We start from the raw sequence: 16310 nt of genomic DNA on the forward strand, positions 1-16310 counted from the left end.
AATCAAACAGCAAGAGCGCACTTATGGTTTCTGCTTTGCAGAAACCGTGCGCCAACGCTGTGCGTTGGTGCGGTGGCTTTCGCCACCTCGTTGCTATGCTTCGCTAGGCAACACGGCCTCCTCAAAACCCTGAGATTCAAATCTCTTTGTTGTCGAGTTCGCTTATCTCTCGACAGGGGATGTTCTGCCGCTTCTTTGTGTGCTCCACAAACAGGAGTTATACAAATGGCGATTTATCACGCAACAATGAAGTCTTTCAGTCGAGGCAACGGCGACTCGTCGGTCGCAGCAGCGGCTTACCGAGCAGGGTTTGATCTGCTCGATACAAGCACGGGCCTTGGTCACAATTATTCCCACCGAGGCGGTGTCGATTTCCATCAGATGCTTGCGCCGAAAGGAGCGCCCGAGTGGTGCTTTGATGCGCAGTATTTTTGGAACGCGAACGAAGCGGCCGAGACGCGCAAGAACGCACGCGTTTGCCGAGAGGTCGAAGTATCGCTTCCGCATCAACTCGATCCACACCAACGCAGAGTGCTTGCCTTGGCGCTGGGTCAATTGCTCGTCGAGCGCTTCCAAGTCGCCGTGCTGGTTGCGGTGCACACGCCAAGCAATCTTGGCGATCAACGCAACCACCATGTGCATTTGCTGATGTCAGCCAGAAAAGTCGGTCCGGGTGGGCTTGGTGAGCGCGCCTGCGCTGAGTTTGACGCCCGACAAGGCGGAGGAACGCGAGCGTTGCGGCAAATCCGCAAAGACATCGCAACGGTTATCAATGCGCATCTGAAAAATGCCGGCAACGCGGCTCGTGTGGATCATCGCAGTCTCCGAGCACAAGCGCAGGAGGCCGCGCGCAATGGGGAGTTTGAACGCGCCCGCGAACTCACGCGCCGGCCCGGCAAGCACTTGGGCAAAGCCAAAGTGGCGGTGATGCGCAAAACGAAGTTCACCGCAGAAGTCAAAGGTGCAGGTGGGAAAGCTGCGGCATTAGCGCTTTCAAAGCTTGTTGCTGAACACATGAAGAAAAGCGGTAGTCTCGTGCACGAGGTGCCGCCATCTCACAGTCATGCGGCCGCACTTCGGGACCGGGCCAACGCAAAAGAGTCTGGATTGGAAGGGCGCGCAGCGGGTGGGCCGGGGCGATTGTCAGGCGCAGAGCGGGTGCGGCAGATCAAAGAGCGCTTGGCGCGTGCGCCAGCGCCACGCGCGGGTCTCTACACGCCTTACAGCGGTCAGACCCGACATCTTGGTCGCGTGACGCGTCTGGCTCGTTCCTCGGGCCGAAAAGACGCGGAGGTGCTCAATGCGGAGGCGCAGCTCATCGAAGACTGGCTCGAAGCGCAACGAGAGGTCGCGCAGCAGTCTCTCGAAGTATTGCGGCAGATCCCAGGGATCCAGGTCGAGCCTGCTTTTCAGCAGGCATACGCAAGCCTGCTCTGCCGGCGAACGGATAGCTACGCTACAAGGCCCTTCTTGTTTGAAGAAACGGAAGTCTTGGCAAAGGCGGTCAGCCGTTATGTTCACGCGATGGTGCGGCCACATCGCGCGCGTATGAGAGTGTTGAAGGCACAAGCGGAGCTTGCAGATCATGACCCTTCTTCGAACACGCAAACCGCTCGCCGAGCGCGCCGACGCCTAGCGCGTGCGAAGGTGCATGTCTCTCCTCGCATCCAGGCCATCCAGCAATGGCGCATCAAGCGGGCTCGAAAGGCGATGGTGGAAGCGGCTGAGGCCTTGGAGAAGAATTTTGCCCCACAGCCGATCGAGGTGCTGACGCCTGAGGCATCTGGCGATGATGCGCTTCCACCACAGGCCGAAGGTGATGCCGGGCATTGGGAGTTGAAGTTCCGTCCGCCCAAGCCAGGTCTATGATGGCTCAGATATTTCTGACCATTGACTGCGCAGCAGACTGATGGTGCGCCCAGGCATTAGGCTGGAAACTAGGGTCGTCGCAGAAGGTTCCCGCCAAATGATCGGAACAACGTCGCCCGCCATCGGCACCCGGCGCCGAGACTGAGACTTCAACGCTAGCGACACAGGGGCCCCGCATGCGGGGCTTCTTTTGTCATGCTGCCTTTTAGTTAAAAATGCTGTTAGTGTTATCACCAAGTCAGCCTAGGTTCTAAGGATGATGGCCATGACGTTTGGAGATACTACTGGTGGAGGATCCCTGATTTTCATGTTTCTTTAAATTTATTTAATTTGCTCAATTCGCTCAATTTAAAGAGGGTATTGAAGATGCTAATTCGCATTCCTCGGAGGATCTATGAATAAGTATGAAGAGATTTTTGAAAAGATAGTGGATAAAACAAATTCTGGTGAAATTTCTTGGCGCCAAGTCAAGAAAGATTCTAATTCGAATTTGATTTTCAATGCGGATTATTCGTTTCGTCAATATGAAGGTAAATTCGAAAATAAAGGTCAGGAATTTCAAATCTTATTGGTTGAAAAGAAAATGCCTGATCCTGAGCATGATATGGCTTATGAGCGCTACATGCCGGAAATTTTGATTATAGATGAAAATAAAGATCTTATCGTGACTATGACTGAATCCGTCATTGAGCGAGGTAAGATAGGGGATCTTGCCCAGGAAATTGAGCAAAAGAACGGTATTTTAAATAAGCTTTTCGAGGCTGAATGATTGTTTTCAGTCGTTGAATTCTCGTCGCGAAGGCTGGTTTTATTATAAGCCTATTCTGCGTCTTTTTTCGCTAGAAGCTGCTCTGTATGGTTTGAGGAGCAGCTTTTTGCTAAGTCTTGCTGCGTGCTTTTGTTGCAATGGCCAGTCATTCGTGATGGAAGGACTGTAATAACTAGCCAAGGCACAGACGCAAGGTCATCAAAAAGCCAACAAGCGTGCTCCGGTCACCGTGCCACTGGTCTAGGTGAAGCTTCAGTCTGAGTGTTTGATCCAAAGTTGGGGTGGCGTATTTTGAATTTACTAGCTTTGTTCTATTGCTAGAAAATCCATGGCTTCGTGAGTGCGCCCACGAAGCCAGATCTTAAATTGTAATCTCTAAGATGCTGGCATCCTGCGCCCAAGATTTTGGGGCTAGGTTCCCGGAATTTTAATTCCTCCATCCGGTTGTCCGCATTTTGGTCGTTCTCTTCTTTGCCGCCTGCTCGCGCCGTCGTTCCATGTGGCGAACCTGCTTGAACGCACGGTCAAATTGCCCTGGCGTGTAAGCGGGCAATGGAAGCGGAGGGCCAAACCGTTCAATGGCCGCAAAGCGAGCGGGGACAGAAGGTGGATCGACGTAGTGCTTCAAGCCTGGTGGAAGCGTCAACTCGTGGCCGGTGATTTGCTGCGAAATCGGAAGCGACACGCCGTGCTCATTGACCAACGAATTGGACAAGGTGTGTCGGAAGCAATGAAAGCTTTTGAGCCGTTGGGTCAGCCCGTGCTTGATCGCATAGGCCCGGAACTGATCCCCGAGCGCATCGCCATACCCGTTTTCGGCGTTGTAGGGCAAGTGCGGGAACAGTCGCTCAAAGCCTGCGCGCTTGACCTCATCCACATAGACCAAGAACCCAGCCTCAATCAGGGATGTGGACAGGGGCACAAAGCGGGAGGAGTGGGGGTTCTTCAAGCGCTGATCCGGCTTGGCTCCACGGAAATGCACGCCCCAGAAGTCACCGACCTTGCCGATGTCTTCGACATAGAGCTGCGCGACTTCGTTGACCCGAGCACCGGTCGCAAATCCCAACAGCGTGCCAAACCATCGGTGCGGATACTTTTTGGCCCAAGACGTGAACGCATTCAGCTCGAGGAGCGCTTCGAGCTCAGCCTGGCTAAACGGATCACGGCTCGGCTCATCGGTGAGCGACTTGGCGCGATTGAGGATGGCTTTGTGAGGCGCCTTGCTAATCAGGTCTTCGTTTGCCAAGGAGTTGAAGAAGGACGCAATACGATCCCGATGCTTCTCTTTGGTGCGCATGCTCAGCAGTTCATGACCACCTTGCCGTGCCTTGCTCAGGATTTCGACAGGGGTGAGGCCGGCGAACACCGCCTTCTTGGTGGCGTTGCTCGGATAGTGCTCAAGCGCATCCAGGAACTGTCGGACGTCATCGGTCTTGTAGTCCTCGACCGGCTTGTCGCCGACAAGCGCCACAAACAGCCCCAGGCTGTGTTCGGTATCGAGCACGTTTTTGGCGCTTCGCCCCACACGCCGCATTTCACTGATGTGGATGGTGGCGCGCTCTGACAGCAGCGGTCCGGCGCTCTTCACAGAAGCCAGTTGCTGAAGAGGGAGGTGTTTCAGTGCGTCCAGCAGCCGAGCATGATCCTCAGCTCCGTTGGCAGAGAGCTCCACGCCACCGACCTTGATGGTGTAGGGGCGGGCTTCGTTCCCTTGCAACGCGGCCAGCGCCTGGCTCAGCAAATCGTCCCGCATGCCCGCTCCCTGCCGCATCTGATCGAATGCTTCCGAGAGTGCCACAGCAACGCGTGCCACAGCCAGGCGGGCAGCATCACCCAGGGACAAGCGAACGGGACGGACAAGGTAGCGCGAGCCGATGAGGGCTTGCAGGTCGGTCGGGACGAAAAAGCGCACATAGAGCCCAGCAGGGCGGCGCAAAAAATAAGGCTTCGGCACGGGGTTTGATACCTCGTTTGATACCTAACGCAGGCTCAAACTGACCATCAAACCCCGGGCCTAACCTTCGCGAAATCAAGCACTTACTGCTATTTTCCGCGATCAGATGGTGGAGGTGGGCGGAATCGAACCGCCGTCCGGAAGCACTCCATCCCCAGCACTACATGCTTAGCCCTCCGTTAGATCTCGTTCCCAGGCAGCACGGTTGGCAAAGCGCACCTGGAAACCAGCCTGCTTTATCTGACCGGTAGCTGACAGGCAGCCACTACCGATGGTTCCGTGATAATGACCCTACACCTACGAGCACGGGCACAAGTAGGTTCGGGGGTTCGCCTTAGGCGGCTGTAGAACTACAACTAAAGCCAATTAAGCGGCGATAGCGAAGTCCGAACCGTAGTTGTCATCGTTGGCAACTAAAAGTTTGCTGCTGGATTAACGAGGAAAGCTGCCCCCTCGGCATGCGCCAAGCGACTTCGCGACCCCCGTCGAGACCAGTGCACCCCCGGGGAAAGCAATAAAACGCTGACCGGGTCAGTGTAGGGATCGGCGCGCCCTGTCACAAGTGGTGAGATGCGCAACGCTTACAGTGGCTTCAGTCCCGTACCGAACGGAACAGTCTGCATACGAAGGAGCGAAGCGATGGCGACAGGCAAGCCCCCACGTTCGAAACCTGCACGCGCGCTGCCGCGCAAGGCGGCTGCAAGCACGCAACAACCGGCGCGGCCGCGCGCTTCGCGCGCGCAGCAGGCCGGGACCCAGGAGTCCGCGGCGACCCGCGTGCAGGGCAAGGCGCGCACGGTGATCTACATCCATGGCATCGGCAACAAGCCGCCGGCCGATGTGCTGCGTTGTCAGTGGGACAAGGCGTTGTTCGGGCGGCCCATGGGCGAGCGCACGCGGCTGGCGTACTGGGTCAATCGCGAGCGGTATCCAGTGGCCGAGCCGGGCAATTGTGACGCGCGCGATGTGGGGCCGGCGCTCAATCAAAGCGTGCAGCGCGCCTTGAGTACGCTTGGCCTGGTGCCGGGCGAACAGGACCTGCACCTGTTGGCAGACGCGCTGGCGCAGAGCGAGCAAGAACGCACCGATCTGCATCGGCTGCTGGACGAGCTTCAGGGCACGTCCGTGTCCGGCAGCGTGCAGGCCAAGGGCGCCATCGATGCGATCAACCGGGTGTTGCTGCGGCTGATTTCGGCTGCATTGTTGCAGGATGTGCATGACCTGTTCTTCGTGCCGGAACGTGCGGCGTTGATGCGCGAGAGTCTGGCGCAGCGGCTGCGCGCAGGGGGCGGGCCATTCGTGGTGGTGGCGCACAGCCAGGGGTCGATGATCGCCTTCGATGTGCTGCGCCAGCTGAAGCCCGCCGATTGCGAGGTCAGTTTGTTCCTCACCCTGGGTTCGCCACTGGGCTTGCCGCAGGTGCGCAGCATGTTCAAGCGCTGGACCGGCACGCGCAAATTGCCGTTTCCCGAGTGCGTACAGCGCTGGATCAATGTGGCCGAAACGCGCGACCCGATCGCGCTGGACCCGGACCTCACCGACGACATCGCCAATGCCAAAGGACGTTTCGAGAACCTGGCCGCTGCGCGTTTGAATCCGGATTGGCAGCACAACCCGCATTCGGCTTCGGGCTATCTGTCCATTCCGCAGGTGCGCGCCGCGGTGCGCCAAGCCGTGGGTGTGGGCTTCGATCAGCCGGTGTCCAATGCAGTGCTGATCAAGGACCTCAGCGAGCAGCTCGAAGCGCATGGCCCTGAGTACCGGCACGATGTGCTGATCGAGCTGGATCGGCGTGTGTTGGGGAACGACCCTGCCGGTGTGCGCGCATTGCTGTTGCAGCATGTGCGCGAAGTCGCTGCGCGTACCACCGGCCTGAGCGGCGATGCGCTGGATGAGGCGATCGAGCTGGAAGACAGCCTGCAGCGTTTCGTGTCTGCGCGGCTGACCCGATTCGAGATCGAGTCGCTGCAGGATCGCTACCGCGCGTTGGGCTTTCGGCGGGTGTGGCGCGATGCCGGAAAACGCGCGTTGATCCATGTGTCGGGCAATGTGCTGCATGCCGATGCGGCACGCACGGCGTATCGCGCACGCGGGCAGCAGATCGGTTGGGCGGTGATGGATACCGGCATCGTGGCCGATCACCCGCATTTTTTCGTCAAGGGTGAACGCGACACCGTGGTGGCACAGTGGGATTGCACGCGGCGCGGCGCGCCCAAACGGCTGACCCGCGCCGATGGCACGGCGTTTACCCGGCTCGATCGGCATGGCCACGGCACGCATATCGCCGGCATCATCGCCGGCCAGTGCCGCGCGTCGATCCCGGAGGCGGGCGGCACGCCCGGCCGTCCTCTGGAATTTTCCGGCATGGCGCCGGATACCCAGCTGTATGGCTTCAAGGTGCTCGACAATGCCGGAAACGGCCGCGATTCGTGGACGATCAAGGCAGTGCAGCAGGTGGCCGACATCAACGAGCGTGCCGGCGAGCTGGTCATCCATGGCGTCAATCTGAGCCTGGGCGGCTGCTTCGACCCGGAGAGCTACGGTTGCGGGTTTACGCCGTTGTGCAACGAATTACGCCGGCTGTGGCGGCAAGGCGTGCTGGTGGTGGTCGCGGCCGGCAACGAAGGCCTGGCCTGGTTGATGCGTAACGACGGTGACGCATATGCCGCCAACATGGATCTGTCGATCAGCGACCCGGGCAATCTGGAAGACGCCATCGTGGTCGGCTCAGTGCACAAGAGCAGCCCGCACAACTATGGCGTGTCGTATTTTTCCTCGCGCGGGCCGACCGCCGACGGCCGCAGCAAGCCGGATGTGGTCGCGCCAGGGGAGAAGATCCTGTCGGCCTACTACGACTTCGACCCGAACGACCCGACCAGCCTGATGGTGGAGATGAGCGGCACCAGCATGGCCGCACCGCATGTCTCCGGCGTGCTGGCCGGCTTCCTGTCGGCGCGCCGCGAGTTCATCGGCTTCCCCGATCGGGTCAAGCAACTGCTGCTGGATACCTGCACCGACCTGCAGCGCGACCGCTATGTGCAGGGCAGGGGAGTGCCGAATTTGATGCGGATGCTGGGAGCGACGTGATCCGGAGCCGTGAGTCGGGATTGGGGATTGGAGATTGGGGATTGGCAAGAGCGGTGTGGCTTAGCCTCGCCGCTCTGCAGGTGTGGATCGCAGGACAGCAGTGCAAAAGGCCACGCACAGCCGCTCTAACCAATCCCTAATCCCGAATCACCAATCCCCGCTCATCACGCATCGCGGTTATGCCGCCGCATCACGCGCTGCTTGTCGCGCTGCCAGTCGCGGTCCTTGGCGGCGTCGCGCTTGTCGTGATTCTGCTTGCCCTTGGCCAGGGCGATTTCCAGCTTGACCTTGTTGCTGCTCCAGTACAGCGCGGTAGGCACCAGGGTGTAGCCTTCGCGCTCCACGCGGGTGAGCACCTTGTCGATCTCGGCCCGGTGCAGCAGCAGTTTACGGTCGCGCCGTTCCACTGGCACCGTGTGGGTGGAGGCCTGGATCAGCGGCGTGATCTGTGCGCCGATCAGGTAGATCTCGCCGGAGCGCACATAGGCATAGCCGTCGACGATGTTGGCGCGGCCGGCGCGGATCGCCTTGACCTCCCAGCCCTGCAGTGCCAGGCCGGCTTCGTAGCGTTCTTCCAGGTGGTATTCGTGGCGCGCACGCTTGTTCAACGCGATGGTTTTCGTGGCCTTCGCGCCGTTTGCTTTATCCTTGGTCTGTTTCTTGCTCATCCGCCCATTGTCGCCGATTCGGTGTCGTCAAACGATCTTCCGTCTTTCACAAGTTAGCGAATGCCTACCATCCGTCGCAGCGCCCTGGTCGAACACAGCGCCTCCCGCATGTTCGATCTGGTCAATGATGTCGCCGCCTATCCGCGCCGCTTCGGCTGGTGCGACGCTGCCAATGTGCTCGAGCAGGACCAGGCGCACATCGTGGCGCGCCTGGATTTGGGGCTGGGGTCGTTCCGCACCTGGTTCACCACCGAGAACATCCTTGAACGCCCGGAGCGCATCGTCATGCACCTGCGCGATGGCCCGTTCAAGCGCCTGGAAGGCCTGTGGGAGTTCCAGGCGCTGGGCGAGGGCGCCTGCAAGGTGAGTCTGACCCTGGAGGTCGAAACCAGCTCGCGGCTGCTTGGCCCGGCGCTGGCGCTGGGGTTTCAGGGCCTGGCCGATCGCATGGTCAATGATTTCGTGCGCGTCGCCGACCGCGGCGACGTCTAGGTTGCGCAGCGGCATGCGCATCGAAGTCGTGCTGGCCTGGCCGGATCGCTACAGCTCGGTACACCTGGAATTGCCTGAAGGCGCAACGGTGGCCGAAGCCGTTGCCATGTCCGATCTGGCGGTGGAGCGGGCCCCCGCCGCGTATGCGGTGCACGGGCTGATCGCGCGGCCGGAGCAGGGGTTGCGCGACGGCGACCGGGTCGAATTGCTCAGGCCGCTGTTGCTGGATCCGAAGGAAGCCCGCCGCAGGCGTGCCGGACCAAGCAAGAAAGCCGGCCCCAACCGCTAGCGATTGCCAGCGCTGCGACGACGCAGACTCGCTGCAAAGCCATCGCTGCTGACGGCGTGTCTCGAAGAATCAGCCGTGTTGGTTGAGTTCGAACGAGCGCGCTTGGACTAAGACATGCGACAGACAGCACGATCGATCGGTCCTGGGAGTCAGCGCTGTAGAGTCACTGAAGCGCTCTGTTGGCATCGGGCAAAACGAAAAACGCATCCGTTCGAAGGGATGCGTTTTGGGTCCGATCAAGCGATCACGAGACCGCCCGGTAACCGCATCAACGGCCGCGTTGCTTCTTCTTGTCGCGGGCCAGGTTGCGGCCGAACTGCTTGGGCGCGGCTTTGGCCAGTTGCTCGTCCTGCGACGGGAAATAGTCGCCTTCCCAGCGTGCGACCTGTTCGTTCTCGAAGAACACGGTGAAATTCTTGATCTCGGTACGCGCCAGACGGTCCACGCGCTGCGTGGAGGTGTAGTCCCAGCGCTGGGCATGGAACGGGTCGGGGATCGAGGGCGTGCCCAGCAACGCACTGACCTGCTGCTTGCTCTGGCCTACCTGCAGTTGCTCCACGGCGTTCTGTTTGATCAGATTGCCCTGGTAGATCGGCTGCTTGTAGATGATGCCGCAGCCAGCGGTGGAAAGAGCAATGGCGGCGACCAGCAGGAGATTACGCATCGGGGATTAAGTGCTGAGGAAATCACGCCGATGATACACTTCCGCCGGTCGCCGCGACCCGTTTGATGGCAGCTGGCGCTAAATCGCCAATGAACGGAGAACGTATGGAAACCCACGACCTGCGCAAAGTCGGGCTCAAGGTGACCCATCCGCGCATGCGGATCCTGGAACTGCTCGAACAGAAGAGCAATCAGCATCACCTCAGCGCAGAAGACATCTATCGCCAACTGCTCGATCACGGCGACGAGATCGGGCTGGCAACGGTCTACCGGGTGCTGACCCAGTTCGAGGCGGCCGGCCTGGTGCTGAAGCACAATTTCGAAGGCGGGCAGGCCGTCTACGAGCTGGACCGCGGCGGTCATCACGACCATATGGTGGATGTGGATACCGGTCATGTGATCGAGTTCGAGAGCGAGGAAATCGAGGCGCTGCAGCGCCAGATCGCCGCCAAGCATGGTTACGAACTGGAAGAGCACTCGCTGGTGCTGTACGTGCGCAAGAAGCGTCCGCGCTGAGCTGGGTGTCTCCTAGCAGCCATTACTTTTACAAGGCGGCCCAGGCCGCCTTGTGCGTTCTGGGGGCGTGTTGGCGGATTCGATGCACGACCTTCCCACCATCAGCCTCGGGCACCTTCCCCCGCCAGCGGGGATAAGCAAGCCTTGTCGGCGAATGCTGGGGCTTGGCTGGCGGGGAGGGAGCGGGTCAGCTGAGCGAGGAAACCTCGCTGACGAGGGCCGGCAGTTGTCAGTGGAAAGGAGCCTCTCGCAAGCGGACGAAGGTTGCGGGGCCGCCCAGGTTGCCTGAGTGCATGGAGACGGCCTAGGGAAGCTCCACGTGGCCGATTGGTAGCGGCAACCTATGCATCCACAGCGTCGGTGGGCCACGCGTGATTACCGCTACCGGCGCACCGGCGCAACAGCACCAACAGTGCCGGCTGCCCTGATCAAGCCCTTCGCGCTGGCTTGCGAACGACCAGTCCCGCTCAGGCGCTCTGCAGCAGCTTGCGGGCGGCCGCGCGCGCTTCCTTGCTCACTTCCACGCCACCCAGCATGCGTGCCAATTCTTCCTGGCGGGCCTGCGGGCCGAGCAGTTCGACCGCACTCTGGGTCATGCCGTCCACCGGCGCCTTGCTGACCCGGTAATGCGCGTGGCCCTTGGCGGCGACCTGCGGCAAGTGGGTGACGCACAGCACCTGGCGCTCTTCGCCCAGCGCGCGCAGCTTCTGCCCGACGATGTCGGCCACCGCGCCGCCGATGCCCGAATCCACTTCGTCGAACACCATGGTGGGCACGCTGTCCAGGCCCAGCGCCGCCACTTCGATGGCCAGCGAAATGCGCGACAGCTCGCCGCCGGAGGCGACCTTGCGCAAGGCGCGCGGGGGCTGCCCGGCGTTGGCGGCGACCAGGAATTCCACCCGTTCGGCGCCATTGGGGTCCGGCCGGGGGCTCTCGTGCGGCTGTAGCTGGATCAGGAACTGCCCGCCGCCCATGCCCAACTCGCCGATCAGCGCGGTGGTCGCGGCCGACAACGCCTCGGCGGCGGCGGTGCGGCTGTCGCTGAGCACGCCGGCCGCGCTGCGCCAGGCGCCGGTGGCGGTTTCGATGTGCTTGTCGAGCTGCTGCAGGCGCTCGTCGGCGCCGCGCAGGCTCTCGACTTCGGCGCTCAGGTGGTCGCGATGCGCGGCCAGTTCGTCCGGCGTGACGCGGTGTTTGCGGGCCAGGTCGTGCAGGCGGCCGAGGCGGCGCTCCATCGCCTCGAACTGGGCCGGGTCGGCCTCCAGGTCGTCGCGCACACGGTCGAGCAGGGCCAGCGCTTCCCCGATCTGGATCACGGCGCTGTCCAGCAGCGCGTCCACTTCGGCCAGCCGCGGTTCGTGTTCGGCCACGCGCGACAAATCGTGGCGGCTGTCCTGCAACAGGCCCAGGGCACTGGCGCCGTCGTCGCCGTTGAGCTGCTGGGCGACGCTGTCGCAGGCACCGATCAGCGCGGTGGCATGGGCCTGGCGGCGGTGATTGACGTCCAGTGCGGCAATCGCGGCCGGGTCCAGGTCCTCGCGCTCCAGTTCGGCCAGTTGGTGTTCCAGAAAGCCGATCCGGTCGGAGACATCGCCCTGCGCGGAGAGCGCATCGCGCTCGTCCAGCAGCGCCTGCCAGCGCTGGCTGGCCTGGCGCACCTGCTCGCGCTGGGCGCTGTTGCGGGCGTAGGCATCGAGCAGGGCGAGCTGGCTGTGCCGGGCCATCAGCGCCTGGTGCTCGTGCTGGCCGTGGATTTCGACCAGTCTCGAGGCGAGTTCCGCCAGTTGCGAGGAGGTGACCGGGCGGCCGTTGATCCAGGCGCGCGAGCCGCCGTCGGCGCGGATGATCCGGCGCAGCTGGCATTGCGCCTCGTCGTCGAGTTCGTTGTCGGCCAGCCAGCGCAGCCCGGGATGCTCGGCCGGTAGCTGGAATTCGGCCGAAAGTTCGGCGCGCTCGGCGCCATGACGCACCACGCCGCTGTCGGCGCGCAGCCCGGACAGAAAGCCCAGCGCGTCCACCATCAGCGACTTGCCGGCGCCGGTTTCGCCCGATACCACGGTCATTCCCGGCCCGAATTCCAGTTCGGTGGCACGGACAACGGCGAAATCCTTGATCGAGAGGTGTCTGAGCATGAGGTCGAGTGTGAACGCTTTGGGGAAGCTTAGGGTGGCAGGGGCAGACGGGGAATCGGACGCTTGCCATCCCCGGGGCCAGACATTATCTATGCGCTGTCTCACCGGATGATCCCATGCGCGCGTCCCAGTCCCCAATGCTCGACCCCCGCGCCCGCCAGTTGCTGCGCACCCTGATTGCGCGCTACATCCGCGACGGCGAGCCGGTGGGGTCAAAGACGCTGGCCCAGCATGCGGGGCTGGACGTCAGCCCGGCCACCATCCGCAATATCCTGGCCGACCTGGAAGACGTCGGCCTGCTCAGCTCCCCGCATACCTCGGCCGGACGCGTGCCCACTGCGCATGGCTACCGGGTGTTCGTCGACAGCCTGGTGCAGATGCAGCCGCCTGGCGAAGAGGAAGTCCGCCGCCTGCGCGCGGAGCTGGCCAGCGGCAACGGCACGCAATCGTTGCTGGGCAGCGCCTCGCAGATGCTGTCGGCGATGAGCCACTTCGTCGGCGTGGTCAGCGCGCCGCGCCGCGAGCAGTTCGCGTTCCGGCATATCGACTTCGTGGCGCTGGATGCGCGCCGCGTGCTGGCGATCCTGGTGTTTGCCGACAACGAGGTGCAAAACCGCGTGATCGAGCCGCGCCGCGCTTACGAGCCGGCCGAGCTGGAACGGGTGGCCAATTACCTCAATGCGCAGTTCGCCGGGCGCGCGCTGGCCGACATCCGCGCCTGCCTACTGCGCGAGCTGCGCATGGCCAAGAGCGAGATGGAACAACTGCTGGCGCACAGCGTGGACCTGGCCAGCGAGGCGCTGGTACCGGCCGATGCCGAGGACATGGTGATGGCCGGGCAGACCCGGCTGATGGGCGTGCAGGACCTGTCGGATCTGGATCGCCTGCGCGAACTGTTCGAGGCCTTCGCCAGCAAACGCGAGATCCTGCAGCTGCTCGAACGCACCATCCAGGCGCCGGGCGTGCGCATCTTCATCGGCGAAGAAACCGGCATGGTGTCGCTGGAAGACGTCTCGCTGGTCACTGCACCTTACGCCGCCAATGGCCAGGTGCTGGGCGTGCTGGGGGTGATCGGGCCCAAACGCATGGCCTACGACCGGCTGATTCCGCTGGTGCAGACCGCCGCCGACGTGCTGGGCGCGGCCATGGAGTCGCCCGGTACGCGATAACCGGCATCGATCGGCGCGATGCTTTGCTTGAAACACGCGCGGGCGCCCATATACGGGGTGACGTTGGGGCGGGCGTTCCGCTTGCCCGGGAACTGCATATGAACCAAGACCACCCCGAATTCGACTCCGAAGACCTGTCCCAGAACCCGCCCGAGACCGATCCGCTCAAGGCCGAGATCGAATCGCTGCGCAGCGAGATCGCCCTGGTCAAGGCCGATGCCCTGCGCGAGCGCGCCGACCTGGAAAACCAGCGCAAGCGTATCGCCCGCGACGTGGAAAACGCGCGCAAGTTCGCCAACGAGAAGCTGCTCGGCGAACTGCTGCCGGTGTTCGACAGCCTGGACGCGGGACTCACCGCCGCCGGCACCGAGCCCAGCCCGCTGCGCGATGGCCTGGACATGACCTACAAGCAATTGCTCAAGGTGGCCGCCGACAACGGCCTGACCCTGCTCGATCCGGTCGGCCAGCCGTTCAACCCGGACCAGCACCAGGCGATCAGCCAGGGCGAGGCCGAGGGCGTTGCGCCGGGCCACGTCGTGCAGGTCTTCCAGAAGGGCTACCTGCTCAACGATCGCCTGCTGCGCCCGGCCCTGGTGGTCGTGGCCAAGCACGACTGAACCGCAGCGCCGGCTGAACTGCCAGGCGCAGGCATGAAACACAGATGTGCGCCGGTGGCTTGAACACCTGCGCACCACCCCCACATCTCAGCCAGACCCGGCGTCGCCGGACACAGCTACAGAATCATCAGGAGCGTATCCATGGGCAAGATCATTGGTATTGACCTCGGCACCACGAACTCGTGCGTGTCGATCATGGACGGCGGCAAGGCCCGCGTCATCGAAAACTCCGAGGGCGATCGCACCACGCCTTCTATCGTCGCCTACACCAAGGACGGCGAAGTGCTGGTCGGCGCCTCGGCCAAGCGCCAGGCCGTGACCAACCCGAAGAACACCTTCTACGCGGTGAAGCGCCTGATCGGCCGCAAGTTCACCGATGGCGAAGTGCAGAAGGACATCTCGCACGTGCCGTACGGCATCCTGGCGCACGACAACGGCGATGCCTGGGTGCAGACCAGCGATGCCAAGCGCATGGCGCCGCAGGAAATCTCCGCGCGCGTGCTGGAAAAGATGAAGAAGACCGCCGAAGACTTCCTCGGCGAGAAGGTCACGGAAGCGGTGATCACCGTGCCGGCGTACTTCAACGACAGCCAGCGCCAGGCCACCAAGGATGCCGGTCGCATCGCCGGTCTGGACGTCAAGCGCATCATCAACGAGCCGACCGCCGCAGCCCTGGCCTATGGCCTGGACAAGAACGGCGGCGACCGCAAGATTGCCGTCTACGACCTGGGCGGCGGTACCTTCGACGTGTCGATCATCGAGATCGCCGAAGTCGATGGCGAAAAGCAGTTCGAAGTGCTGGCCACCAACGGCGACACCTTCCTGGGCGGCGAAGACTTCGACAACCGCGTCATCGAGTATCTGGTCGACGAATTCAACAAGGACCAGGGCATCGACCTGCGTAAGGATCCGCTGGCGCTGCAGCGCCTGAAGGACGCCGCAGAGCGCGCCAAGATCGAGCTGTCGTCCAGCCAGCAGACCGAAGTGAACCTGCCGTACGTCACCGCCGATGCGTCGGGCCCGAAGCACCTCAACATCAAGTTGACCCGTGCCAAGCTCGAAGCGCTGGTGGAAGACCTGGTCAAGAAGTCGATCGAGCCGTGCCGCACCGCGTTGAACGACGCCGGCCTGCGCGCCAGCGACATCAACGAAGTGATCCTGGTCGGCGGCCAGACCCGCATGCCGAAGGTGCAGCAGGCGGTGGCCGATTTCTTCGGCAAGGAACCGCGCAAGGACGTCAACCCGGACGAAGCCGTGGCCGTGGGTGCGGCGATCCAGGGCGGCGTGCTGGCCGGCGACGTCAAGGACGTGCTGCTGCTGGACGTGACCCCGCTGTCGCTGGGTATCGAGACCATGGGCGGCGTGTTCACCAAGATCATCGAAAAGAACACCACCATTCCGACCAAGGCCTCGCAGACCTTCTCCACCGCCGAAGACAACCAGTCGGCCGTGACCGTGCATGTGTTGCAGGGTGAGCGCGAGCAGGCCCGCTTCAACAAGTCGCTGGCCAAGTTCGACCTGTCCGGCATCGAGCCGGCGCCGCGCGGCATGCCGCAGGTAGAAGTGTCCTTCGACATCGACGCCAACGGCATCCTGCACGTGTCGGCCAAGGACAAGAAGACCAACAAGGAACAGAAGGTCGAGATCAAGGCCGGTTCGGGTCTGTCGGACGAAGAGATCCAGCGCATGGTCGCCGACGCGGAAGCCAACCGCGAAGAAGACAAGAAGTTCCAGGAGCTGGTGCAGGCCCGCAACCAGGCCGATGGTCTGATCCATGCCACCCGTACCGCGATCACCGAGCATGGCAGCAAGGTCGGTGGTGATGTGATCGGCAAGGTGGAAGCGGCGCTGTCGGATCTGGAAACCGCCATGAAGGGCGACGACAAGGCGCAGATCGAAGCACGCACCAAGACGCTGGAAGAAGCCGGCCAGTCGTTGTACGCAGCAGCTGCGGCGGCAGAGCAGGGCGGTAACGCCGATGCGGCCAGCGGCAACGCACAGGCCTCCAAGGCCGCCGACGACGTGGTGGACGCCGAGTTCACCGAGGTCAAGGACGACAAGAAGTAAGCCGTGATTTGGGAGTCG

At 62.3% G+C, this 16310-nt stretch carries 13 protein-coding genes and 1 other RNA gene; 9 read left to right on the forward strand and 5 right to left on the reverse strand.

Going from position 1 to position 16310, the window contains the following annotated elements; all coding sequences use genetic code 11:
* Positions 1 to 225 precede the first annotated feature (225 nt).
* On the forward strand, positions 226 to 1869 hold the full coding sequence (locus ACDH77_RS07425) for a MobA/MobL family protein (protein WP_372353807.1): 1644 nt from the start codon (positions 226 to 228) through the stop codon (positions 1867 to 1869).
* A 394-nt stretch (positions 1870 to 2263) separates the two neighbouring features.
* Positions 2264 to 2638 (forward strand): hypothetical protein, encoded by a 375-nt coding sequence (locus ACDH77_RS07430; protein WP_372353808.1) that lies wholly within the window; start codon positions 2264 to 2266, stop codon positions 2636 to 2638.
* Positions 2639 to 3065: 427 nt separating this feature from the next.
* Here the strand turns inward: ACDH77_RS07430 and ACDH77_RS07435 are convergent, their stop codons facing one another.
* On the reverse strand, positions 3066 to 4391 hold the full coding sequence (locus ACDH77_RS07435; protein ID WP_372353895.1) for a site-specific integrase: 1326 nt from the start codon (positions 4389 to 4391) through the stop codon (positions 3066 to 3068).
* 308 nt (positions 4392 to 4699) lie between these two features.
* Positions 4700 to 5096: a transfer-messenger RNA gene (gene ssrA, locus ACDH77_RS07440) on the reverse strand.
* Positions 5097 to 5231: 135 nt separating this feature from the next.
* On the opposite strand from ssrA, the gene ACDH77_RS07445 reads away from it, so the two are divergent.
* A complete protein-coding gene (locus ACDH77_RS07445) occupies positions 5232 to 7679 on the forward strand; it encodes a S8 family peptidase (RefSeq protein ID WP_031421935.1) in 2448 nt (815 codons plus the stop codon).
* A 164-nt stretch (positions 7680 to 7843) separates the two neighbouring features.
* Here ACDH77_RS07445 and smpB read toward each other — a convergent pair whose 3' ends face one another.
* Positions 7844 to 8347, reverse strand: a complete 504-nt coding sequence (smpB, locus tag ACDH77_RS07450) for an SsrA-binding protein SmpB (protein ID WP_005913721.1) — start codon at positions 8345 to 8347, stop codon at positions 7844 to 7846.
* A gap of 60 nt (positions 8348 to 8407) precedes the next feature.
* Between smpB and ACDH77_RS07455 the strand changes: the two genes are divergently transcribed.
* Positions 8408 to 8839: a type II toxin-antitoxin system RatA family toxin gene (locus ACDH77_RS07455; RefSeq protein ID WP_008577248.1), complete on the forward strand. Its 432-nt coding sequence runs from the start codon at positions 8408 to 8410 to the stop codon at positions 8837 to 8839.
* A gap of 1 nt (position 8840) precedes the next feature.
* Positions 8841 to 9128: an RnfH family protein gene (locus ACDH77_RS07460; RefSeq protein ID WP_008577246.1), complete on the forward strand. Its 288-nt coding sequence runs from the start codon at positions 8841 to 8843 to the stop codon at positions 9126 to 9128.
* Between the two features lie 268 nt (positions 9129 to 9396).
* On the opposite strand, the gene ACDH77_RS07465 is transcribed toward ACDH77_RS07460, so the two are convergent.
* Positions 9397 to 9792 (reverse strand): outer membrane protein assembly factor BamE, encoded by a 396-nt coding sequence (locus ACDH77_RS07465; protein ID WP_008577244.1) that lies wholly within the window; start codon positions 9790 to 9792, stop codon positions 9397 to 9399.
* Positions 9793 to 9896: 104 nt separating this feature from the next.
* Between ACDH77_RS07465 and fur the strand changes: the two genes are divergently transcribed.
* Entirely contained in the window at positions 9897 to 10307 is a 411-nt protein-coding gene (fur, locus tag ACDH77_RS07470; protein WP_005988392.1) for a ferric iron uptake transcriptional regulator, read from the forward strand.
* A 467-nt stretch (positions 10308 to 10774) separates the two neighbouring features.
* On the opposite strand, the gene recN is transcribed toward fur, so the two are convergent.
* Positions 10775 to 12439: a DNA repair protein RecN gene (gene recN, locus ACDH77_RS07475; RefSeq protein WP_031421941.1), complete on the reverse strand. Its 1665-nt coding sequence runs from the start codon at positions 12437 to 12439 to the stop codon at positions 10775 to 10777.
* A gap of 137 nt (positions 12440 to 12576) precedes the next feature.
* Here recN and hrcA point away from each other — a divergent pair, with 137 nt between their 5' ends.
* From hrcA to dnaK, 3 genes are all read left to right on the forward strand, one after another.
* On the forward strand, positions 12577 to 13608 hold the full coding sequence (hrcA, locus tag ACDH77_RS07480) for a heat-inducible transcriptional repressor HrcA (protein ID WP_008577240.1): 1032 nt from the start codon (positions 12577 to 12579) through the stop codon (positions 13606 to 13608).
* A 98-nt stretch (positions 13609 to 13706) separates the two neighbouring features.
* A complete protein-coding gene (gene grpE / locus ACDH77_RS07485; protein WP_003483633.1) occupies positions 13707 to 14225 on the forward strand; it encodes a nucleotide exchange factor GrpE in 519 nt (172 codons plus the stop codon).
* 141 nt (positions 14226 to 14366) lie between these two features.
* Positions 14367 to 16292 carry a molecular chaperone DnaK gene (gene dnaK / locus ACDH77_RS07490; RefSeq protein WP_011346955.1) on the forward strand — a complete coding sequence of 642 codons (1926 nt, stop codon included), beginning with the start codon at positions 14367 to 14369 and terminating at the stop codon, positions 16290 to 16292.
* Positions 16293 to 16310 lie beyond the last annotated feature (18 nt).

Origin of the sequence: Xanthomonas axonopodis pv. maculifoliigardeniae, assembly GCF_041519315.1 — a bacterium.
Classification (GTDB): Bacteria; Pseudomonadota; Gammaproteobacteria; order Xanthomonadales; family Xanthomonadaceae; genus Xanthomonas; species Xanthomonas euvesicatoria.

Coding starts and splice junctions, on each gene's coding strand:
- dnaK (WP_011346955.1), top strand. CDS start 14,367: ATGGGCAAGATCATTGGTATTGACCTCGGCACCACGAACTCGTGCGTG.
- hrcA (WP_008577240.1), top strand. CDS start 12,577: ATGCTCGACCCCCGCGCCCGCCAGTTGCTGCGCACCCTGATTGCGCGC.
- grpE (WP_003483633.1), top strand. CDS start 13,707: ATGAACCAAGACCACCCCGAATTCGACTCCGAAGACCTGTCCCAGAAC.
- ACDH77_RS07425 (WP_372353807.1), top strand. CDS start 226: ATGGCGATTTATCACGCAACAATGAAGTCTTTCAGTCGAGGCAACGGC.
- ACDH77_RS07435 (WP_372353895.1), bottom strand. CDS start 4,391: ATGCGGGACGATTTGCTGAGCCAGGCGCTGGCCGCGTTGCAAGGGAAC.
- ACDH77_RS07455 (WP_008577248.1), top strand. CDS start 8,408: ATGCCTACCATCCGTCGCAGCGCCCTGGTCGAACACAGCGCCTCCCGC.
- ACDH77_RS07430 (WP_372353808.1), top strand. CDS start 2,264: ATGAATAAGTATGAAGAGATTTTTGAAAAGATAGTGGATAAAACAAAT.
- ACDH77_RS07445 (WP_031421935.1), top strand. CDS start 5,232: ATGGCGACAGGCAAGCCCCCACGTTCGAAACCTGCACGCGCGCTGCCG.
- fur (WP_005988392.1), top strand. CDS start 9,897: ATGGAAACCCACGACCTGCGCAAAGTCGGGCTCAAGGTGACCCATCCG.
- recN (WP_031421941.1), bottom strand. CDS start 12,439: ATGCTCAGACACCTCTCGATCAAGGATTTCGCCGTTGTCCGTGCCACC.
- smpB (WP_005913721.1), bottom strand. CDS start 8,347: ATGAGCAAGAAACAGACCAAGGATAAAGCAAACGGCGCGAAGGCCACG.
- ACDH77_RS07465 (WP_008577244.1), bottom strand. CDS start 9,792: ATGCGTAATCTCCTGCTGGTCGCCGCCATTGCTCTTTCCACCGCTGGC.